The following is a 19,407-nucleotide window of genomic DNA, read 5'->3' on the forward strand; positions in this document are numbered from 1 at the left end:
TCGGAGCCATACTCAGGCTCCGGGAATCAGCTCTCCAGGGCTCGACGAGGCCTACCTCAGGGCCTTGCAATGACGGAGAGAGGCAATCGAGCACTATGTCGGATTAGACGTGTCACTGAAACTGACTTCGATCTGCATCGTCGATCGGACAGGAAAGGTCGAGCGCGAAGGGGTGGTTACGTCTGACCCGGAGGCGATTGCGACATTCATCAAATTGCACGCGCCACACGTCGTTCGGATTGGGCTCGAGACTGGAGCAACGTCGACATGGCTGTGGACCGAACTGAATAAGATCGGGTTACCCGTTATCTGCATTGACGCCAGGCATGCGAAGGCGGTTCTGAAGATGCAGATCAACAAGAGCGACCGAAATGATGCTGCTGGCATAGCGCGTATCATGCAATGTGGTTGGTACAAGGAGGTTTGCGTGAAGGATCTCGATAGTCATGCGACCAAAGCCCTTCTTGTCAGTCGAGCTCTGCTCGTCAAGATCAAGCGGGATATCGAAAATCAAATCCGAGGGCTCCTCAAGAACCTTGGGCTTGTCATCGGACGAGCAAAGATGAATATGTTTGCTGTGCGCGCCGCGCAGTTGGCCAAGGATCGGTCAGAGCTTTTTGCCGCGGTAGATCCATTGCTGAAGGCACGCGAGGCCGTCGAGCAACAGATTGTGGACCTTGACCGCAAAGTGCTGCGGCTGGCTCGCAACAATGCTCAGGTGCGACGGTTCATGACGGCTCCTGGCATCGGCCCGGTCACGGCCCTTTGCTTCCTTGCGACGATCGATGACCCCGCTCGCTTCAAGAGATCACGAAGCGTCGGAGCCTACGCAGGGCTAACGACCCGCCGATACGCATCCGGCGAGATTGACTGGACGGGCCGAATCTCGAAATGCGGCGATAAGATGCTGCGAAGTTACCTCTACGAGGCGGCCAATGTGCTGCTCACACGCGTAGCAAAATGGTCAGCACTCAAGGCGTGGGGCATTCGGCTTGCGAAACGAAGCGGGCTACGCAAGGCCAAGGTTGCGGTTGCCCGAAAACTTGCCGTCATTCTGCATCGGATGTGGATCGATGGTACCGAATTTAAATGGTCATCAAGGGATGCTGCTGATCAGCCTGCATAAAGGATAACGAGTTCCCGCCAAACAGCGGGAGCGAACGTCCCTGCCGGGACGCTGGCGTTGGTGAGATCGCCCCTGGCTTTGCGGTGCTCGAAAGGGCAAAGCGCGCTTCACACATTGATCCGCTAACGTCATCTTACGCCATCATGCGGAGGGCACGCCCCTACCGCGGAGAGAACCATGGCCCCGGCAAGGATGTTCAAGGAGAGCTTGACCTCACGCCCGGAATTAGAGAACAGCCAGGGTCAAACTGCGACATTGGCGGATGCTGACCGGAAGTCCACTTTACCCTCGTAAGCCGACATTCATCGGGATGGTTGACAGGTCTGAAAGGGGCCAGAAACGGACGTTCTAACTCTTCGTCATGCATGCTAAGCTGAGAAAATGCGGGATTTTGGCGAGTATTTGCGAGCTTATTTGGCCTATGTCTCGGTCAACCTTGGTTGGGGCAGAGCTGTCGGATTTGCACTTGTGTGGCTTGCTGGAATGTTCGCTCCGGTCGTAGCAAGAACGTTGGTGGAGTTGCCGAGTTGGATGGTGATAACGTGGATGATTGGCTGGGCGTTGCTTGGCTATGTTTTCACGCCTTACGGAATGTGGAAGCATCACCAGATTGCGAACTTGAGTAAGCCAGACGGAAAATAGTCGCGGACACAGGTCCGAGACGTTCGTGATGAATTTTTTCCGGCGACGTCAAGGTCGCCGCCATGGACCCGGAAAAGTAGCGCCTGTTTAGGCGGCAATCAGAGCCGGCCGGCGTCGACGATGGCCCGGGCGAAGGCCTGCGGCGCCTCCTGCGGCAGATTGTGCCCGATACCGCCCTTGATGACTCGGTACTCATATCTGCCCGTGAATTTTGCGCGATAGGGCGTGTCGTCCGGAAAGTGCGGAGCGCCGTTGGCGTCCCCTTCCATGGAGATGGTCGGCACAGTGATGACTGGAGCCATCGCGATCCTCTTTTCCACATCGTCGTACTTCGACTCGCCTTCGACAAGCGAAAGTCGCCAGCGATAATTGTGGATCACGATGGAGACATGATCCGGATTATCGAAGGCGGCCGCACTGCGGTCGAACGTGGCATCGTCGAATTTCCACTTCGGCGACGCGATCTGCCAGATCAACTTCGAGAAGTCGCGCCGATATTTCTCGTAACCGGCCCGGCCGCGCTCGGTGGCGAAGTAGTACTGGTACCACCATTGCAGTTCGGCTGCCGGCGGCAACGGCCCCTTATTGGCTTGCCGGTTGGGGACCGCATAGCCGCTCACCGTCACCAAGGCTTTGCAACGTTCCGGCCACAGTGCCGCAACGATGTCGGCCGAGCGCGCACCCCAATCGAACCCGGCCAAGGTGGCCTTCTCGATCTTGAGGGCATCCATCAAGTCGATGACATCGACAGCTACTGCGGCTTGCTGACCGTTGCGCGGCGTGTCGGCGGAAAGAAATTGCGTCGACCCGTAGCCGCGCACATAGGGGATGATCACCCGGTAGCCCTGCGCCGCGAGCGGGGGCGCAACCTCCACGAAGCTATGGATGTCGTAGGGCCAGCCGTGCAGCAGGATGACCGCTGGACCATCAGCTGGACCGGCCTCGGCATAGCCTACGTTCAGCAGCCCCGCGTTGATCTGCTTCAGCGGCCCGAACGAGGCAATCGCGTCGGACGTCGCGCTCTGCCGGACGACGTTGTCGGATTGCGCGCTTGCGGCCGCGACGATACCCAGATTGGCGGCGGCAATGGTCGCTGCCATGGTGCCAAAGAAGCGGCGGCGAGAATGGTTGACGTGTTCGGATGTCATGCTTGCAGCCATCTGCAATCCTCCATGGTTTCGAGCTTCTTTCGCCCGCGTGGTGTTGGCCGCCGCCCTGCTGTCCGAGAAACGTAAGAGGCGGACTTCGCAAGGATCAGTCGTGCAACAGCATATCTCGTAATCTCGCGTCCGCCGCCAGATTCGCGGCAGGGGGGGCCTGCACCTGAACAACAGCGCGATCAGTCACGTAGGCGACCCCCCTTTGCGGATAATCTGCCGTCGCGGTCTGTGCGACGAAGCCGACGATCAGGAGCGCGGCGAGTCTGATCGCGATGAGCGAAAGCAGTTTTTCGGATGTAGCCATGACCAGAGCCTTGTTCGAGGTTGGTCGAGCATAGTCGGCCGAAGATTTAGCGCAATTCGGAAGATTCGGTAGCAGCCTTCGGCCAAGACGAAGGCTGTATGCCGGCCGCACGGTATGGGACACAGCATGCGTCTCGATGTGGTCGATCTTTGCAGGCGGACAAGTTATTGTCAGCTTTGAGTCAAGGCTGTGTGAAAACGCATCTGAGCCAAGGACGCTCAGAATAGTTTTCTCAATTGCCCTCTACCAGCAGCACCTCCCGGTGCGATTGGTTTCCGCGGCGACGAAATCGAGATGGAAATTCTACGCGCAGATTCAGCGTCTGAGTTTTCGCACAGCCTGGGTCACAAGCCGAAGAACTCCCTTGGGGCACAATTGGTCTGCCGCGCTCCCTGAAGCGGACTTCGCTTCCGGCTTCTTGGCAGCGCCGCATAGGCCGGTGAGTTCTCCTGATCTGGCATGCCGCCGCCTCCTGCCGGGCCGCATGCGGTCAACGATCACGCCAGCAGCGCGCAGAAGCAGACATGCCGGGAGGTCCGAGAAAGGCCAACAGGCCGACATTCTGACGAGCGACGCCGCGAAGCGAGGCGCCGCTGAGATGACCACGATCGCAGCCACTCCCGGCAACAAAATTGAACTCGGCACGATGCCCAGAAGCAAGCCGCCGATGAACGTCCCGATCATTGATCCCTAGTCCGGGACTTGGGGGCTGTAAACACGGGATCGCCAATGTGTTAGACTTTGCCCAGCCGATCAGGGAGAAAAGCCATGACCGCCGAGTTCGATGAAGACCGCTTCAACATGGCTATCCGTAAGTTTCTGAAGCATGTCGGAGTTACATCGCAGCGTGAAATCGAGAACCTAGTGCGTAGCGGGGCGGTGAAAGGTGGCGAGCTCAAACTGCGAATGACCCTGTCCGCTGAGGGGACGCCGCTGAAACATGTTGTCGAGGAAACAGTCGCACTCTGACGAGGGCACACGCTGCGACCCAACGTCCGTTCAGGGTCAACAGGCGACGTCACGGGTTGCTATTGCAAAGTCCTTTCATTCGGGAAGACCAGCCAGTTGCAATGGATTGATCAACGCGTCGAGATGTTCCTGATTGCGATAGGGCAGGCCGTGCGCCCAGCGGGCGACGGAAAACCCGGGATTGCGAGCCAGCAACTCCTTGGCAGCGATACGCGCCTCCCCCTCATGACCCAAATTCCAGAGGGCCGCCACGAGAGTCGAGTGTGCGGTCAGCCAGCGGGGTTTCTCTTTCAAGACTTGTGAGGCGATATCTCGCGCCGCGATGAAATCACCCAAGTGGTACCTTGCCCGCGCTTCATCGACCTTGGATGTAAGAACCATTAGCGGACTCCATCGCTGTGCATGCTCCTCGTAGAGAGCGCAGCTTCTCGGAAATTACCGGCGTATCCATGATACATTCCCGTCATGTGATAAACGTCCGCGCCACTTGGGCTGAGAGCAACAGCCTTTTCTCCAGCCGCCACGGCTTCGTCATGGCGGCGCTGGAATGAGCGAACGTACCCGATGACCAGATAAGCTTCGGCGCAGCAGGTATCCTCTGCCAAAGCCCTGGCCGCGCAGTCCAGTGCTGCTTCGAAGGTGGTGGCTCGGTCTCTTTCCCAACCAAATCGAGCCTGATCGGTTAGCGTAAGGCCGAGCAGGTAGAGTCCCGGTGTGAAGGCGGGATTGATTTTCAGAGCTTGTTCAAATTGAACTCGGGCTTGCGCATGAGTGTACTTGGCAAAATTCTCGTAAAGCTTCCGACCTTTTAGGAAATGCTCGTAGACTAATGGGCTGCCGGAGCGCTTCCGCCAAATCCGGGCCTGCTCGGCACCCGTCAACTGTACTTCAATCGCCGCGACTATCTCTTGGGTGATACGGTCCTGCAGATCGAACACATCGTCCAGCCTGCCGTCAAAGCGGTCCGCCCACCGATGACTGCCGTCCGAGCTGTCGATCAACTGCGCGGTCAACCTCACTCGATTGCCGGCTTTGCGGACACTTCCTTCCAGCACATAGCGTGCACCGAGTATTCGTCCGATTTCGCGCACATCCTTTATCTGCCCCTTGAAGGCGAAGCTCGAATTGCGCGCTATGACCATCAACTCCTGTATCTTTGACAGGGTCGTCAGCACGTCTTCGGCTATGCCGTCGACGAAATACTCTTGCTCCGGATCGCCGCTCATGTTTTGAAACGGCAGCACGGCTATGGAAGGTTTGTCAGGTAGAGGAAGCAGCTTTTTAATGTCAAGCGCCGAGGTCGATGGCGCTGCCGTCCCCCCTGGTTTGATTGCATAGACGCGCACGGGACGGTCGATGTTCTTGAAGCTCTGCTCGCCCAAATCGACAAACTCGACCGCAACCTTGCTGCGAACCTGATCGTAAGCAGAAGCCGAGATAGAGATGCCGCCGGGTTCTGCGATGCCCTCAAGGCGCGCCGCAACATTGACACCGTCACCGAGAATGTCGTCGCCCTCGATCAGGATGTCACCGAGATTGATCCCGATCCGGTAAAGCATTCGCCGGTCCTGCGGAATGTCGTGGTTACGCTCGGCCATTACCGATTGCACAGCTACCGAGCATTCGACTGCGTCGACGACCGAAGGAAACTCAAGCAACACGCCGTCGCCCGTGCTCTTGACGATCCGGCCACCGTGCTTTGCTACCAGTGCATCGAAGACGGCCCGATGTTCGCGGAGAGCGCGCGCGGTGCCGACCTCGTCCAACCCCATCAAGCGGCTGAAACCGACAATATCCGCCGCCACAATAGCTGCTAGTCGCCGTTCGACCCGATTGCCGCTCAAGTGAGACCCCCCAAGACCGGGAAATCGTTCTTTCGGATCAGACCATACTGACCTGCTATCTCGCTAGGGGAAATGTCTCATTTGGGTCAAAAGGCGAAGAACTCAACGTGAGCAAATGTGGTCCGCTATGCCTCGCTGAGCGGACCTGAGCCCGGCGTTACGCCATAGCAACTAAGGGCCAACAACGGAAGTCTGGCGCGCTGACGTGAGTCCAATTTCTCACCCGCAGATGAGTAGAGCCTCGCGCGCTTCGATGTCTGGCATTTTGCTGGCATATGCCCGGTATTTATATGAGCGTATATGCTAGCTTTGGTCAACGAAGCTTTCGGAAACAACAGGGGGGGCGAGGATTGCGGAAACAGCCCGTTGCAATCGAACCACCGGACGACAGTCATCTAGACCTCGGCGACAATAGCCGGTGCAACAACACCGCTTTGCGGAAGGCGACGCGTCGCGTCTCGCAGCTCTACGATTCCGTGTTGGCGCCGACAGGTCTGCGCTCCACGCAGCGATCGATTCTGCTGAACATTGCGCGCTTCGGAAGCCCAACGATGGGCCAGCTTGCCTCATCTCTTGTGCTTGATCGATCCGCGCTTGGTCATAACCTCAAGCCGCTTGAACGAAACGGATTTGTCGTCCTCGATGTAGACCCCGACGATAAGCGGAACCGATTGGCAAAGCTTACCCGGAAGGGGGAAAGCAAACTCCGCGAAACTACCGCCTTATGGCAGGAAGCGCAGAAGCGCTTTGAACGTAAATTCGGCGTTGAGAGAGCGGCATCACTTCGAAAGGCGCTCGCTGTCATCGCTGCGGAAGAGTTTGATGATGCCTTCGAAGCTCCGACCACTTCGCCCACCGCTAAAGCGCGCCCGAAGTCGCAGACGACGAATTGAGTCACGTCCTATCGCGAACTACGCTGGGGCAACGGTGTGCAGGAACTTCACGAGTTGGTCACTCACCTGGTCCGAGGCTTCGTGTTGCACCCAGTGGCCCACATCGTCGAGTTCGAGCCCGCCCACGAGACCCGGAAGGCCGGCGCGCATTTGGTCGATGCTCAACGGATAGAGTTCTCTCAACCCGTCTGCCTTTCCCCAGATGAAAAAGCTGGGTTGAGTGACTTTTGCGCCTTTGAACGCGGCGGATAGATCGAAATAGGGCTCTGCGCCGCGGTAGTAGTTCAGACCACCGTGAAAGCCGGTGCGCTGGAACTCCGCGATGTTATGAGCGACGTAGTCTGGCTCAGCCCACGACGGTAACGGTCCAGGAGCGGCACGATAAAGGCTCCGTGCGGGATCCATAGGGCTCCAGCGTTTATCTGTCGGAGCAGAGCCTGATGCCCAGTACAGAATCCCCGGGATCGTGACCGCAGCGTCGGCCCAAATTTGGTCGGCGTCCAGTCGCATCTGTTCGAACATGTAGAAGTCGTTTTGATGGCCCGACTTCCGCATACGCTCGAAGACGCTGACGTCCCCACGCGGCACGTAAGGCACGCTCAGGCAAAAGACTGCCTTGAATCGGTCCGGACGCATCATCGCGGCGTTCCAGGCATGAGTAGCACCCCAATCATGCCCCACCAAAACCGCGCTGGGAATCTTTAGTGCATCTAGCAGGCCGACCAGGTCGCCGGCCGTTTGGAACGGCGTGTACAGGGTTGCATCCGCCGGAGCGGAACTGCGTCCATAGCCGCGCATATCCGGGGCTATTGCTCGATATCCGGCTGAGGCGGTGGCTTTCATTTGTTGGCGCCACGTGTAGGACGTATCGGGAAATCCGTGGCAGAAGAGAACCGCTGGCCCTTCCCCTTGCTCAGTGACATGCAAGGAGATGCTATTGGTCGCGATGTCGTACTCCTTGAGATCCGAGTCGCCTCTGGGATTCGCTGCCTTCGTCATTTGACTCTCCAACAGGCCTGCGACAACGGCCGTCCCGGCCACGAGCAAAGTGCGTCGCGAGATTGGCATTATACTTACAGACCTTTCGCTTTGAGCCACGACTGAATGGCTTCGGTCAATTCGGTTTTGCGCTCGAGCGGCAACCAATGGCCGGCGGGGAGGCCCGTTACGGAGAGATCCTGGCATGTGCTGCGCATGGGATCTCCGAGGCGGCCGTGGGTGATGTCGCAAAGCGCGTCCCAATTGCCATTGACGAACAGCACGGGCTGGCGCAGGCGTCCGCCGTCGGGTGCCGCATGGGCGTAGACGAGGTTGGCGGTGTCATTGAGGTACCAAGCGTTGGCCGTCCGGAAACCGCGAGCGCGAAACGCCTCGACCAAAGCATCGAAGTCGGCGGGTGGCCAGAGCGTAGGGTCGGGCTGAACTGCCGGGGCACGGCGTGCAGAACCAAACCACCCCCCGTTTGCCGAGACCAAGGCTGACCGATAGACTTTGCCGATCGCCGCAGGGTTTCCCTGTCGATAGATTGCCGCGAGCGTCGCGGGGATGTCCGCGTCGAAGTCGCCGACCGTCTGGTCGAAATGGGTCGTATAAAAGCGATAGTAGTCCCATGGCCCGTCGGGATATCCGTCGGCGGGGTAGAGCTCACGGTCGACGAGTGGCACGAGGCTCGGCAACGCGAAGGCCTCTGGCGAGTAAGGGACAGAGACGAACACCGCGCGGCGACAGCGTGCCGCGTGATGGGCGGCTATCGCCCCGACAACAGGACTTCCCAAATCGTGGCCGACCCAGACTGCAGGACGCGCGCCCAGATGGTCGTGAAGCTCGACCATGTCGTCGACAATCTCCTTCAGGGCATAGGCCTCTGAGGGGGCCGGCGCCGATGATCCGCCGTAACCGCGCATATCGGGCGCGATGCAACGCCAGCCTTCGGACGCGAAGGCCTCGACCTGCGCACGCCACATCAGGCCAATTTCGGGCCAGCCGTGAACGAAAATCATCAAGGGCCCGTCGGCGGGGCCGGCCTCCCAATAGCGCGTCGTGTGGCGGGGCGAGCTGAAGGTGTGAGCCTGCAGGAGAATATCATTAGTCGTAGTGTGAACGCCCTGGGCACTTCCAGAACCTTGCGCTTTGGCCATTTGACCCTCCAGGAGACCACTTGCAACAACGACAGTCCCGCCCGCGAGCAGAGCACGGCGAGAGATATCGGGCATCTTCTGAATCATTATCCATTTCCACGGTTCGGTCGGAGTAAAAGCCTGCACTCCCTACTTAAAGGGCGGACCCGGCCCCCTTGCGCATATCGTTGGCATATGCCCATAATATGCTGGCATATGCCCCTAACGTCAAGTGCCGACGAAAAACGCGAGATCGGCCGACCGTCGTCCTCGCCACGAAGGAGTCACATGATGACGCATTCCCATGGCGCCGCTTTCCCGGCCTTCACCGAACATCGAATCCAACGCGATCGCGGGAGCGTGTATGTCCGCGACTTTCCCGGCGATGGACCCGCATTTGTGGCGCTGCACGGATTTCCCGACAACTCGCACATCTATGATGAACTCATTCCGCATCTGGTCTCGGCCGGTCGCAGGGTGGTCGCGGTCGACTTCTTGGGTTTCGGCGCATCCGACAAGCTGGCGGGTGCGCACTACAGTTTCGCGCAACAGCTCGGTGATCTGGAGGCGGTAGTGGAGGCCTTGGGCCTCGATAAGATCATCCCCGTGGGACACGACGCAGGTGGCCCTGCAGCTGTCAATTTCGCCCTGAAGCATCCGGATCGCACTAGCGCCGTCACCTTGATGAACGCATTCTACGGCGACGCCCCAGGACTGCGGGTTCCCGAGTTTATTGAACTTTTCTCAAATAAAGGGTTGAAAGCCCTTCACATGCATTTCCTCGCGAGCCCACAGCAGTTTGCCTGGTTGCTGGGGTTTCAGCGTGACCAGATGCAGGTAGGGCTCACTGAGGTGCAGAAGGCCCGCTACACAGAGTTCCTCGGCCCGATTATCGACAACAACTTCAGGCAGCGGCCGAGCGCCGGACCTGCCTTCGCGCAGATGACTTACCAATTGACAGACGAGGTCGCTGCAAACACGGCCCGTCTGATGGAGTTTAGGCGGTCGAGCGTTCCCCTCCTACTGATCTGGGGGAAGGCCGATCCCTACCTTCATGTCTCAGTTGCCGAACACATGCGATCCCAGGCCCGGAATGCTGTCCTTCATGCCCTTGATGCAGGGCATTGGCCACAGATCGACGCGCCTGCTGACGTCGCCCGGATCATGCTTGCAGGCCATTAATCGCAAGTGGTCGCTTCGCAAAAGTCGACGTCGGCGCGCGCCCGAAGAGATTCGAACTCCTGACCCGTAGCTTCGTAGTTTGTCGCCCCATGCTCGAAATGGTCATCATCGTCAGGAGCCTACATTCCAAATCTACCATTACGCGAATATCTCCCTCTTTTTAAATATAGCCAATTATCAACAGGCCGATCGTGAACCTCGACCCGATTTTGAGTATCTTGGAGGCAGCTTCACAAACCTCCGAGCTCTCGATGAAACCGACGAAACGGAAGAGGATTGAACCGACACGGCCAAGCTTCAGGGAAGTAGCGGCCCTCGTCACGCCTAATGTGCCGCCCTGGCTACCGGCCTTTTTGGAATGGTGGGCTCAAGGAATTCAGCATGATCGCATGGCAGACGAGATCCGCCCCTCAAGGGCTAAAACAGCCGAAATGTTGTCCGAGATCGAAGACGCACTGGCTCTTGCTCGAAGCAATCTGAATAATCCTGACATTCGAAATCTTATTGAAGCGACAGAGAATCGATCACCGCCCCTCGGCGCGCTGATCGCTGCAGTACAAGATTTGTCCAAGAGGACTTCGAGGGCACGCTCATCGTCCATCGTCGCAGGAAAGGATGGAAAGACCAAGAGAGGAAGGGGCAAGCCGAAAACACCGAATATTTTCGATGCGAAAACACTTTGCGCTGCTCGGATCCTCGAACTGGGGCGGTTTCTCAACAAATTCGAACCCGGCATAAGGAGTCCAAGCGCAGCCAAGGCCGCTCAGGCGTACTGGCTTGCGTCCGGGGGCAGTTCAGACGGAGCTGGCGACCCAATCAATGGGTGGAAACACCATTTTAAGCTCGCGAAGGAAAACGCTGAATCGATCGGACTTAAGCGATTGATTTGGTGGCGCGATCTCGAGCAATGCCAACGCCGCGGGAGACCATCTTGGTTCCTTGGGACCGAATATCCCCCTCAATAGGCGGGAATTTAGGTCGGCTATCTCCCACGTCAGTTACCCCAATAACATCCTGTCAGGTTGCTGAACTTTCAGGATGTACGCGATGGACGACTATCTCTTCCGAGGGACGCCCTTCGGCTCCAATGCCGAACTGACGAAATTCACCTCTGGCCGGGCAATCCTCCAGTGCTTGGTGTCGGATCTTCAGCCCCACCCAAGCAATGCTCGGCAGCACAGCAAAGCTCAAATACGTGCGATCGCGAAGAGTATCGCCACGTTCGGTTTTAATGCACCGATACTGGCTAACAAGGACCTTCAAGTCCTGGCCGGTCATGGTCGCTGCGAGGCCGCCAAACTTCTCGGGCTGACGCATGTACCCGTGATCTTGCTTGATCACCTCACCGATACTCAGGCCAAGGCGTATATGTTGGCCGACAACAAGCTGACGGATAGATCGTCTTGGGATGAACCCAGATTGGCCATTCAGCTCAAGGAATTGGCCGATCTAGCGCTAGAATTCGATATTGAAGCCACCGGCTTCGAAGCACCCGAGATCGACTTTCGAATACAATCGCTGGAAGAGTCCGTTGACGAGGACGACGGACTTTTCATTGCGCAGGGTCCTTCGGTGTCTAAGCAGGGTGATCTCTGGCACCTCGGAGACCATCGCGTCTTCTGCGGCAATTCACTCGAGGAAGAAAGCTACGTCACACTTGGAGCCGGCCTCCAAGCAGACATGGTATTCACGGATCCACCATATAACGTAAAGATCGACGGTAACGCTGCGGGGCATGGAAAAACTAGCTATCGCGAGTTCGCTATGGCTGTCGGAGAGATGTCCGATGGGGAGTTTACCGGATTTTTGACGACGGCATTATCGAACGCTTCTTCGAGCGTTACCAAGGGCGGGATTATCTACGCTTGCATGGACTGGCGGCATATGGAGCAAATACTTGCCGCAGGCCGCGCATCAAAACTCGAGCTGATGAACTTGTGCGTATGGGTTAAACCAAACGGAAGACTCGGCTCCTTCTACAAGTCACGACACGAGCTGGTTTTTGTTTACAAGAACGGCAATGAATCCCATCGAAATAATATTCAACTTGGCCGCTTCGGGCGCAATCGGACCAACGTCTGGAATTACTCCTCTCCAAGCCCTCTCAAAGCCGAAGCCGCCAGATCAGCAGAAATGCCGGCGACACATCCGACCATAAAACCGGTTCAGATGGTTTCTGACGCCATCTTGGACTGCACGGATAGAAACTCGATCGTTCTCGATCCCTTCTTGGGTAGCGGCACGACTCTCATGGCTGCAGAACGAACCGGACGCCGGTGCTACGGCATCGAGCTCGATCCTCTCTACGTCGATGGCGCCATCACGCGTTGGCACGCGCGACTGGAAAACGAGCAATCAGCCCTCTTGGCGAGACATTCGAGTTCATAAAGGCAAAGCGGATGGACGGCAATGAGTGAGCCTTCAGACCAATATGAAGTTGGGTACGGGCGCCCTCCCCTGCGGACTCGCTGGAAGAAAGGTCAAAGCGGTAATCCTCGTAAGAAGCCCAGACGGCCGGAGAATGAGATAGAGATCCTCGATCGACTACTGCTGTCCGAGGTGAAGCTTACTTTGAATGGAGAAACAAAACGCGTTGCCGCCATCGAAGCCATCATATCGCGGCTTCAGCTAAAGGAGCTGTCTGGGAATTCCAAGGCATCCCGCACGCTCTTGAAATACCGACGCCTCGCGAACGAGCATGATGATCGACGTCAACCCCTGCAGTTGAGATTCACAAGCGACGTCGGATCAGTCGGAACGTCGGAGAGCGATCTTGGCTGACGACGCCGTCGGCTACGGCCGGCCACCAAAACAGTCTCAGTTCAAGCCCGGAAGCTCCGGCAACCCTCGGGGCCGACCGAGACGTAAGCCGACCGCTTTGGCCGACGTGATCTCGGGAACCCTCACAGCACCAATCCAGTACCGCGAGCATGGCCGCACCCGAACGACAACACGAGCAGAACTGGGTCTGAAGGTCATCGTCGACAGAGCGGTAAAGGGAGATATCAACGCAGCAGACCTGATCCTCAAGATTCGCGCAGATGCCCTGCGAGGCGGCGTATCCCGTAGCGAAATGCTTGAAATTGACGGTTGGCTCCGGGATTTTCCCAACCAGACGGCCGAGCAGAAGGCCGCAGATATTGCAGGGACCGCAGTGGCTGACTCGTTCAAAGAATAGACGCTGCGTTCCACTTTATAAAAGGCCTGAGGCTTCCGCAGTACTCTGATCAGAGGTTGCAGGTCCACGAACCAAATCGGTCTTCATCGAAAATGCGTCTCTCTCTAACTCCGCTCCACATCGGGCAAGAAGCCGCTCATTCGGCGCTCCGGACGCATCGCTTCAAAGCGCTTCGGTGCGGGAGACGGTTCGGCAAGACCGACTATGCGAAACTCTGGATCGCCGACGGCCTCCTCCGTGGCTGGGAATGCGCCTGGTTCTCGCCCCAGCACCGGACCTGGTCTGAGGTCTATTCCGAGCTAGTGGTCGACCTACGTCCTCTCATTGAAAGAACTTCCAAACAGAGCGCAGTCATGCGCTTTAAGACGGGCGGCCGTTTGGACTTTTGGACCCTTGAGAATCCGATCGCTGGTCGCAGCAGACGTTACCGGCGTATTGTGATCGATGAGGCCGCATTCGCAAAGGACGGCGACAATAAGGTCGAGGGTTCCATGATGAGCATCTTTGAGAAGGCGATTAAGCCCACGCTCTACGACTTCAATGGCGAAGTCCTCGTTTGCTCAAATTCTGCCGGAAAGAATCCCGACAATTTCTTCTACAACATCTGCACGGACGCTCAGTACGGCTTCGTCGAGTACCTCGCCACCACAGCGGACAACCCGCTCTTGCCCAAGAGATTGGGACATGAGGATATTGCCACTTGGACCGACCGCCGCACGCGCCTTCTGGCCGAACTTGCTCGAGACAACGACCTGGTATATGCGCAGGAATACCAGGCGGAGTTTGTTGATTGGTCCGGCGTCGCATTCTTCAGCAGGGAAAAGCTTCTGGAGACTGGCCAACCCGCAGCGTATCCCGGCTCTTGCGATGGCGTATATGCCGTTATCGATACTGCCTCGAAAACCGGGACTGATCACGACGCGACGGCGGTCACGTATTTCGCGATAAATCGCTTTGGGCCATCTGCGCCGCTCGTCATCCTTGATTGGGATATCGCGCAGATTGAAGGAGCGACCCTGGAGACGTGGCTCCCATCGGTCTTCATTCGACTTGAAGAGCTTGCAAGGATCTGCGGAGCCAGGGGTGGGGCGCTCGGTGCCTGGATCGAAGATAAGAACTCCGGCACAATTCTTCTGCAACAGGCGCAGCGCAGAGGAATGATGTCGAGGCCGATCAATACAAAATTGACTGCCCTCGGAAAGGACGAGCGCGCAATTTCCGTCTCAGGTTACGTCCATCGCGGACAAATTAAGTACTCCGGCCACGCCTTCAACAAGGTATCCATTTACAAGCGAAAATCACGCAACCACCTTCTTGATCAGGTTGAAAGTTTTCGGATCGGGGACAAGGACAGCGATCGAGAAGACGATCTGTTGGACACTTTTTGCTATGGAATTTCGATAGGCCTCGGCAATAGCGACGGTTTTTAATCTAGCCGACCAAAACAGCGCCTGCGGCCGTCTCGATCAGACTTGCCTTTTCAGAATGAAGCGTTTTCCACGTTTATGAACCGCATGATGAATTCGGGACTTGAGAGCGAGCCATTCATCGTCAGACTGTCTTCCAAGAAGCAATCGGTCGCCTTCGCGAAGAAGGAGCCTGAAAATTTCACATAGTCTCCTTGGACGGCTTCTCCAAGAGCGAAGTACAACTTGGTGTCAGGTTCGACGAGCGTGTCGGATCCGGCATCCGACAGGCTCGTACTGAACGTCTTGACTACAATGCCAGGTGCAATTTCAACCACAACAACACCCTTGCCGTCACCATTCGTCGTGAGGCGAACGAGTTTGCCTATCCAGTTTTTCACCTGAGTAGATTTGAAAAACGCACAGATTGCCTTGCCCGCTGTGGCCGGATTGCTCCCTTCGCGAAATCCGTCTTCGCCGCTTCGTAAGCACCGTGCGCTTTGGCCAATATCTCAATGAGTGTCGTTTCGTCAGCCGGCATTGGCACACTACGAGCTTTCATCAGGCCCGTTTCCGCGTCGTCATCGTACCAATCGATGTCGGTTTTGTCGCCGGGTGCAGCGACGGTCAGAACACCCGGGAATTTCTGGCCGTCGGCGATCACCATCGTCGTGTGGCATGCAATCGTATTCTTAGCCGGATCCGCGAGTAGTAGCTTGTCGCTCTTGTAGTCAATGATCTTTATCTTCCGCCCCGCGAGCTCTGACGAAGCATTTAGCTCATCGATTACTATCTTCTTTAGGTTTGGCGGATCGCATGGCGTGCCGCCCTTTTTTTGCGTTTGCTGGGCGAGCGACGGAGTTCCCGCGAGGATCAACAGCGATAAACAAACTAACGCCTCCTTGGCCAAACTAGCATTTCTCGTTCTGTCTCGCGCACGCAATGGTATGTCCTCCCTGATGTGCCGACAACTTCACGTTAGCTCGGACCACCACAACTATCCCGTTTTGGGATAATCCTTTTTCAGGATCAGATTGCTGGCCGCTTTGCGCCGGCGGTCAATGCAAAAATCTCTCAAATCGACTGAATATGCCCGTTTCATTGCGATACTTGTCGCGATGCGGAAAGACGCAGGGGTCCGCCAGCAGGCTCTGGCGAAGAAGCTTGGTCGGCCTCAATCTTTCGTAGCCAAATATGAAGGCGGCGAACGCCGGATAGATGTGCTCGAGTTTATTGCGATTGTTCGCGCTCTAGGCGCTAATCCCTCGAAAGTGTTTCGCGATTTCCTGGCTGGAAAAGAGGCGCCAACGAAGCGCTCGGGTCGCTGAGAGAGCGAGAGCGGCCGAGACCAGTTCGCTGAATGGCCCTGTCCCTAAAAAGAGCCAGAAAATTGCTCGGAATCCACTCGACTTCAGGGCGAAGGGGAGCGTCACTGTTCCTCGTAAACGGGGAGATGGGACATGGACAAACCAGCCTTCAACGACGCGGTTATCGCCTGTCTTGGCGAGATTCATAAACAGCTGTCCGAAGCGGCGCAGATCGCGAAGGCTGCCGAGGCCTGTGCGCTTGCCGGACGCGTCCCGGAGGCCATCACGATCTCGATGAATATCGAGCAACTGATTTACGAGGCCGGCCGGCTTCATGACGCCGCCTCCCTCATGCACAGGCTCGCGCAAGACTGACCAGGATTATCGGCTTGCGTGCCCGGTCTTAGGCCGGGCTCGTGTCAGTGGCAGCCCCTGTTGCTGCCTCTGGAACGATGGAGAGCCAAATGACCGCCCGAAAGTCCAAGTCAAATTCAAAGTCGTCAAAATCGCCACGAGGTCGAACTCCTTCCAATACCCGGGCGCCGGTCAAGGCGGCGGTTCTGGCCAAACCAGTCCGCTCTAAAGACCCAAAAGCGCGGGCAGCCTCGTCGAAGCAAGACACTGTGCTCACGCTTCTTCGTCAGTCCAAAGGTACGACGATAGCAGCCGTCATGAGGGCAACAGACTGGCAGCAACATTCGGTGCGCGGATTCTTCGCCGGTGTTGTCAGGAAGAAGCTCAAACTGAACCTGACGTCGGAAAAGATCAACGGCACCCGTGTCTATCGAGTCGTTCAAGCGGGCGCGGCCTCATGACCGGTCAGAATGCTCTTGCCAAAGCCGACCCAGCCGCCGAGGCTGAGTTAGGTCGGCTTCCCAGCATGCCGATCGTCGAGCTGCGGAAGCGGTATCGGGAGCTTTTCCGGGGCGAACCGCCCCCCGCTTTTGGCCCCGACTTGCTACGCCGGAGCATCGCCCACAGGATTCAGGAGAAGGCCTACGGCGGCCTTCCCTCTGCAACAAGGCGTCTCCTCGACCAGTTGGCCGCCTCAGCGCTGCCCAAAGGCCGGCTGGAACTGCCGCGCAAGATCAAGCCAGGATCCGAACTTGTCCGAAGTTGGAAGGGCAAAACCTATCGGGTGACGGTGTTGCCCAAAGGATTCGGATACTTGGGAAAGGCATTCGCTAGCCTCTCAGAGATCGCCTTCGTCATCACTGGCACCAAATGGAACGGCCCGCGGTTCTTTGGTCTGCGCTCGGCGCCCGGTCAGGAAGCGGCAAATGCCGAATGATGCCAAGGCCAGCTTTCGCTGCGCCATTTACACCCGTAAATCAACCGAGCACGGCCTGGACCAGGAGTTCAACTCGCTGGACGCCCAACGGGAAGCTTGCGAGGCCTACATCAAAAGCCAGTCGTTCCAGGGTTGGAAGGCCCTACCGCAGCAATACAACGACCCCGCCTTCTCGGGAGGCAATCTCGACCGCCCCGCCGTCAAAAGGCTGCTTGCCGACATTGAAGCCGGCAAAATCGATGTTGTCGTCGTCTACAAGATCGACCGTTTGACCCGCTCGCTGGCGGACTTCGCAAAACTCGTGGTGGCCTTCGACGCCAAATCGGTCTCATTCGTTGCGGTAACCCAACAGTTCAACACCACCACGTCTATGGGGCGGCGGACCCTCAACGTCTTGCTTTCCTTTGCTCAGTTCGAGCGCGAATTGTCCGCGGAGCGTGTCAGGGACAAAGTGGCCGCGAGTCGGCGCAAGGGGAAATGGACGGGCGGCACCGTGCCGCTGGGCTACACCGCCAAGGACAAGAAGCTCGTCATCAACAAATCTGAAGCGGACACCGTCCGCACGATCTTCAGCCTTTACCGAGAATTGGGCTCATTCAGCAAGCTTGTGTCTGAACTCGACCGGCGCAAGATCGTCACCAAGCGCCGTGACACCAAGATCGCAAAATACCGGGGTGGCATTCCTTTCACGTACGGCCCTCTCGCCTACTTCCTGAAGAACCGGATCTACATCGGGGAGACCCATCACGACGGGAAATGGTTCAAGGGTGAGCATGAGCCTATCCTGGACCGGCAACTCTTCGATGCAGTGCAAGAAAAACTCAAATCAAAAACGGTCAGGCGTAAGGTCGCTTATTCGGAAAGCGGCGCTCTGCTGCAAGGCAGGATTTTCGACGACAACGGCAATCTCATGGGGCCGAGCTTTTCGAGCAAGAACGGAGTTCGATACCGCTTCTACGTCAGCAGGGCACTGCGCGGTCGCAAGCAAAACGCCGGATCGGTCACTCGGATCTCCGCTCCTGAGATCGAAGGGCTTGTCGAGGCTTCGATGCTGGAGAGATGTGGTCTAAATTTGGAACAAGCAATCAACAACGTCGGGCGGATCGTGGTGTCGGAGAACAAGATCCAAGTCTCGCTGACCACCGGCCGCCCGAAGGACAAGCAGTTCGAGTTACCCTGGACGCGGCGGCCGAAGAAACTATCTCATGTTCAACTCGCCGGCTCGGAGGATAAAGCCGATCAAGCGCTGCTCCGGTCTATTGTCCGTGCTCGGCTATGGCTCGACGAGCTATTATCCGGCCGCCACGCGTCGATCGAAGGCTTGGCGGTTTCCGTTGGAATCCATCCGAAGATCGTGCGGCAAGGCTTGAGACTTGCTTTTCTGGCGCCCGATGTCACGGCCGCGATTGTCAATGAGGGCTTTCCGATCAAGCTGAAGCAGATTCCAAAAACTCTGCCTCTTGCTTGGAGCGACCAGCTAAGCATTATCGGTTAGCGTCGCCGCCTCGGCAGCTACGCGGCCTTGCTTCGGCCACCCTCAACCACAGTAAACAAAGCGCGCCGATCCACGGGTGATGTCGTTGGCGGCGTCTGCTCGCGAATGAGCTTCACATCTGATTCTGATACAGCTTCTTCCATCAAAGCCGGTGCAGGAGCGTCGCGCGTCGATTCAATCCAGGCCGGAGCGGCCCTAGCGCTCTCTTCCATCATCTCAAGCGCAGTCGCGCCCTTCGCCGTCAACCGCCAGCCGAATGAATATCTCTGCACGAAATCAAGCGAGAAGACGTCCAATGATGGGAATGCAGCACCCAGCCGCTTGCTGTAATTCGTCCAATCAGAGCCGCTGGTCGCCAAAAATGCGAGGTCGCTCTTGATGTTCGAAAGCGTAGCCAACCCATTTGGGTAGCTGGCGAGCACCTTCAAAATGGATACCTGGAAATTCACGACCGCAACCCATACAAATATACTCACCACTCTTTCAGCAAAGC

Annotated in this window: 23 protein-coding genes; 14 read left to right on the forward strand and 9 right to left on the reverse strand. The window is 57.3% G+C overall.

Annotated features, from left to right (window positions below):
• Positions 1 to 85: 85 nt before the first annotated feature.
• Positions 86 to 1,126: an IS110 family transposase gene (locus ACPPVR_RS32285; protein WP_426616227.1), complete on the forward strand. Its 1,041-nt coding sequence runs from the start codon at positions 86 to 88 to the stop codon at positions 1,124 to 1,126.
• 740 nt (positions 1,127 to 1,866) lie between these two features.
• Here the strand turns inward: ACPPVR_RS32285 and ACPPVR_RS32290 are convergent.
• Positions 1,867 to 2,916, reverse strand: a complete 1,050-nt coding sequence (locus ACPPVR_RS32290; RefSeq protein ID WP_426616228.1) for an alpha/beta fold hydrolase — start codon at positions 2,914 to 2,916, stop codon at positions 1,867 to 1,869.
• A 106-nt stretch (positions 2,917 to 3,022) separates the two neighbouring features.
• Complete coding sequence (locus tag ACPPVR_RS32295) at positions 3,023 to 3,232, reverse strand: hypothetical protein (protein WP_426610568.1); 210 nt, start codon at positions 3,230 to 3,232, stop codon at positions 3,023 to 3,025.
• Between the two features lie 768 nt (positions 3,233 to 4,000).
• On the opposite strand from ACPPVR_RS32295, the gene ACPPVR_RS32300 reads away from it, so the two are divergent.
• A complete protein-coding gene (locus tag ACPPVR_RS32300) occupies positions 4,001 to 4,201 on the forward strand; it encodes a DUF6494 family protein (protein WP_027547784.1) in 201 nt (66 codons plus the stop codon).
• Positions 4,202 to 4,276: 75 nt separating this feature from the next.
• Here the strand turns inward: ACPPVR_RS32300 and ACPPVR_RS32305 are convergent, their stop codons facing one another.
• Entirely contained in the window at positions 4,277 to 4,582 is a 306-nt protein-coding gene (locus tag ACPPVR_RS32305; protein ID WP_426610569.1) for a hypothetical protein, read from the reverse strand.
• Positions 4,582 to 6,045 carry an adenylate/guanylate cyclase domain-containing protein gene (locus tag ACPPVR_RS32310; RefSeq protein WP_426610570.1) on the reverse strand — a complete coding sequence of 488 codons (1,464 nt, stop codon included), beginning with the start codon at positions 6,043 to 6,045 and terminating at the stop codon, positions 4,582 to 4,584. The genes ACPPVR_RS32305 and ACPPVR_RS32310 overlap by 1 nt, the downstream gene beginning before the upstream one ends.
• A gap of 350 nt (positions 6,046 to 6,395) precedes the next feature.
• Here ACPPVR_RS32310 and ACPPVR_RS32315 point away from each other — a divergent pair, with 350 nt between their 5' ends.
• Positions 6,396 to 6,938, forward strand: coding sequence for a MarR family winged helix-turn-helix transcriptional regulator (locus ACPPVR_RS32315; protein WP_426610571.1), 543 nt, complete (start codon positions 6,396 to 6,398; stop codon positions 6,936 to 6,938).
• Positions 6,939 to 6,956: 18 nt separating this feature from the next.
• Here the strand turns inward: ACPPVR_RS32315 and ACPPVR_RS32320 are convergent, their stop codons facing one another.
• Both ACPPVR_RS32320 and ACPPVR_RS32325 read right to left on the reverse strand, forming a co-directional pair.
• Positions 6,957 to 7,937, reverse strand: a complete 981-nt coding sequence (locus tag ACPPVR_RS32320) for an alpha/beta fold hydrolase (protein ID WP_426610572.1) — start codon at positions 7,935 to 7,937, stop codon at positions 6,957 to 6,959.
• Positions 7,938 to 8,011: 74 nt separating this feature from the next.
• On the reverse strand, positions 8,012 to 9,076 hold the full coding sequence (locus tag ACPPVR_RS32325) for an alpha/beta fold hydrolase (RefSeq protein WP_426610573.1): 1,065 nt from the start codon (positions 9,074 to 9,076) through the stop codon (positions 8,012 to 8,014).
• Between the two features lie 267 nt (positions 9,077 to 9,343).
• Between ACPPVR_RS32325 and ACPPVR_RS32330 the strand changes: the two genes are divergently transcribed.
• From ACPPVR_RS32330 to ACPPVR_RS32355, 6 genes are all read left to right on the forward strand, one after another.
• Positions 9,344 to 10,237 carry an alpha/beta fold hydrolase gene (locus ACPPVR_RS32330; RefSeq protein ID WP_426610574.1) on the forward strand — a complete coding sequence of 298 codons (894 nt, stop codon included), beginning with the start codon at positions 9,344 to 9,346 and terminating at the stop codon, positions 10,235 to 10,237.
• A 251-nt stretch (positions 10,238 to 10,488) separates the two neighbouring features.
• The gene (locus tag ACPPVR_RS32335) at positions 10,489 to 11,202 is read left to right on the forward strand and encodes a hypothetical protein (RefSeq protein ID WP_426610575.1); all 714 of its coding nucleotides are present in this window, start codon (positions 10,489 to 10,491) and stop codon (positions 11,200 to 11,202) included.
• Between the two features lie 82 nt (positions 11,203 to 11,284).
• On the forward strand, positions 11,285 to 12,625 hold the full coding sequence (locus tag ACPPVR_RS32340) for a site-specific DNA-methyltransferase (protein WP_426610576.1): 1,341 nt from the start codon (positions 11,285 to 11,287) through the stop codon (positions 12,623 to 12,625).
• A 21-nt stretch (positions 12,626 to 12,646) separates the two neighbouring features.
• The gene (locus ACPPVR_RS32345) at positions 12,647 to 13,018 is read left to right on the forward strand and encodes a DUF5681 domain-containing protein (protein WP_426610577.1); all 372 of its coding nucleotides are present in this window, start codon (positions 12,647 to 12,649) and stop codon (positions 13,016 to 13,018) included.
• Positions 13,011 to 13,415, forward strand: coding sequence for a DUF5681 domain-containing protein (locus ACPPVR_RS32350; protein WP_426610578.1), 405 nt, complete (start codon positions 13,011 to 13,013; stop codon positions 13,413 to 13,415). Before ACPPVR_RS32345 ends, ACPPVR_RS32350 begins: the two co-directional genes overlap by 8 nt.
• Positions 13,416 to 13,768: 353 nt before the next feature.
• The gene (locus ACPPVR_RS32355; RefSeq protein WP_426610579.1) at positions 13,769 to 14,845 is read left to right on the forward strand and encodes a hypothetical protein; all 1,077 of its coding nucleotides are present in this window, start codon (positions 13,769 to 13,771) and stop codon (positions 14,843 to 14,845) included.
• Between the two features lie 50 nt (positions 14,846 to 14,895).
• Here ACPPVR_RS32355 and ACPPVR_RS32360 read toward each other — a convergent pair whose 3' ends face one another.
• Positions 14,896 to 15,222 (reverse strand): hypothetical protein, encoded by a 327-nt coding sequence (locus ACPPVR_RS32360; RefSeq protein ID WP_426610580.1) that lies wholly within the window; start codon positions 15,220 to 15,222, stop codon positions 14,896 to 14,898.
• A complete protein-coding gene (locus tag ACPPVR_RS32365) occupies positions 15,219 to 15,731 on the reverse strand; it encodes a hypothetical protein (protein ID WP_426610581.1) in 513 nt (170 codons plus the stop codon). The genes ACPPVR_RS32360 and ACPPVR_RS32365 overlap by 4 nt, the downstream gene beginning before the upstream one ends.
• Positions 15,732 to 15,855: 124 nt before the next feature.
• Between ACPPVR_RS32365 and ACPPVR_RS32370 the strand changes: the two genes are divergently transcribed.
• From ACPPVR_RS32370 to ACPPVR_RS32390, 5 genes are all read left to right on the forward strand, one after another.
• Positions 15,856 to 16,149: a helix-turn-helix domain-containing protein gene (locus tag ACPPVR_RS32370; protein WP_426610582.1), complete on the forward strand. Its 294-nt coding sequence runs from the start codon at positions 15,856 to 15,858 to the stop codon at positions 16,147 to 16,149.
• 132 nt (positions 16,150 to 16,281) lie between these two features.
• Positions 16,282 to 16,503 carry a hypothetical protein gene (locus ACPPVR_RS32375; RefSeq protein ID WP_426610583.1) on the forward strand — a complete coding sequence of 74 codons (222 nt, stop codon included), beginning with the start codon at positions 16,282 to 16,284 and terminating at the stop codon, positions 16,501 to 16,503.
• Between the two features lie 89 nt (positions 16,504 to 16,592).
• On the forward strand, positions 16,593 to 16,943 hold the full coding sequence (locus tag ACPPVR_RS32380) for a DUF3489 domain-containing protein (protein ID WP_426610584.1): 351 nt from the start codon (positions 16,593 to 16,595) through the stop codon (positions 16,941 to 16,943).
• Complete coding sequence (locus ACPPVR_RS32385; protein ID WP_426610585.1) at positions 16,940 to 17,419, forward strand: DUF2924 domain-containing protein; 480 nt, start codon at positions 16,940 to 16,942, stop codon at positions 17,417 to 17,419. The genes ACPPVR_RS32380 and ACPPVR_RS32385 overlap by 4 nt, the downstream gene beginning before the upstream one ends.
• Entirely contained in the window at positions 17,409 to 18,914 is a 1,506-nt protein-coding gene (locus ACPPVR_RS32390) for a recombinase family protein (protein WP_426610586.1), read from the forward strand. Before ACPPVR_RS32385 ends, ACPPVR_RS32390 begins: the two co-directional genes overlap by 11 nt.
• 17 nt (positions 18,915 to 18,931) lie before the next feature.
• Here the strand turns inward: ACPPVR_RS32390 and ACPPVR_RS32395 are convergent, their stop codons facing one another.
• Positions 18,932 to 19,363, reverse strand: a complete 432-nt coding sequence (locus tag ACPPVR_RS32395) for a hypothetical protein (RefSeq protein WP_426610587.1) — start codon at positions 19,361 to 19,363, stop codon at positions 18,932 to 18,934.
• Positions 19,364 to 19,407: the final 44 nt, after the last annotated feature.

Origin of the sequence: Bradyrhizobium sp. McL0616, from assembly GCF_049993385.1 — a bacterium.
Lineage (GTDB): Bacteria > Pseudomonadota > Alphaproteobacteria > Rhizobiales > Xanthobacteraceae > Bradyrhizobium.

Excerpts from the sequence above, each read along its gene's own strand:
- ACPPVR_RS32290 (WP_426616228.1), bottom strand. The coding sequence starts at position 2,916 with ATGACATCCGAACACGTCAACCATTCTCGCCGCCGCTTCTTTGGCACC.
- ACPPVR_RS32295 (WP_426610568.1), bottom strand. The coding sequence starts at position 3,232 with ATGGCTACATCCGAAAAACTGCTTTCGCTCATCGCGATCAGACTCGCC.
- ACPPVR_RS32300 (WP_027547784.1), top strand. The coding sequence starts at position 4,001 with ATGACCGCCGAGTTCGATGAAGACCGCTTCAACATGGCTATCCGTAAG.
- ACPPVR_RS32305 (WP_426610569.1), bottom strand. The coding sequence starts at position 4,582 with ATGGTTCTTACATCCAAGGTCGATGAAGCGCGGGCAAGGTACCACTTG.
- ACPPVR_RS32320 (WP_426610572.1), bottom strand. The coding sequence starts at position 7,937 with ATGACGAAGGCAGCGAATCCCAGAGGCGACTCGGATCTCAAGGAGTAC.
- ACPPVR_RS32325 (WP_426610573.1), bottom strand. The coding sequence starts at position 9,076 with ATGGCCAAAGCGCAAGGTTCTGGAAGTGCCCAGGGCGTTCACACTACG.
- ACPPVR_RS32330 (WP_426610574.1), top strand. The coding sequence starts at position 9,344 with ATGATGACGCATTCCCATGGCGCCGCTTTCCCGGCCTTCACCGAACAT.
- ACPPVR_RS32335 (WP_426610575.1), top strand. The coding sequence starts at position 10,489 with ATGAAACCGACGAAACGGAAGAGGATTGAACCGACACGGCCAAGCTTC.
- ACPPVR_RS32340 (WP_426610576.1), top strand. The coding sequence starts at position 11,285 with ATGGACGACTATCTCTTCCGAGGGACGCCCTTCGGCTCCAATGCCGAA.
- ACPPVR_RS32345 (WP_426610577.1), top strand. The coding sequence starts at position 12,647 with ATGAGTGAGCCTTCAGACCAATATGAAGTTGGGTACGGGCGCCCTCCC.
- ACPPVR_RS32355 (WP_426610579.1), top strand. The coding sequence starts at position 13,769 with ATGCGCTTTAAGACGGGCGGCCGTTTGGACTTTTGGACCCTTGAGAAT.
- ACPPVR_RS32375 (WP_426610583.1), top strand. The coding sequence starts at position 16,282 with ATGGACAAACCAGCCTTCAACGACGCGGTTATCGCCTGTCTTGGCGAG.
- ACPPVR_RS32380 (WP_426610584.1), top strand. The coding sequence starts at position 16,593 with ATGACCGCCCGAAAGTCCAAGTCAAATTCAAAGTCGTCAAAATCGCCA.
- ACPPVR_RS32385 (WP_426610585.1), top strand. The coding sequence starts at position 16,940 with ATGACCGGTCAGAATGCTCTTGCCAAAGCCGACCCAGCCGCCGAGGCT.
- ACPPVR_RS32390 (WP_426610586.1), top strand. The coding sequence starts at position 17,409 with ATGCCGAATGATGCCAAGGCCAGCTTTCGCTGCGCCATTTACACCCGT.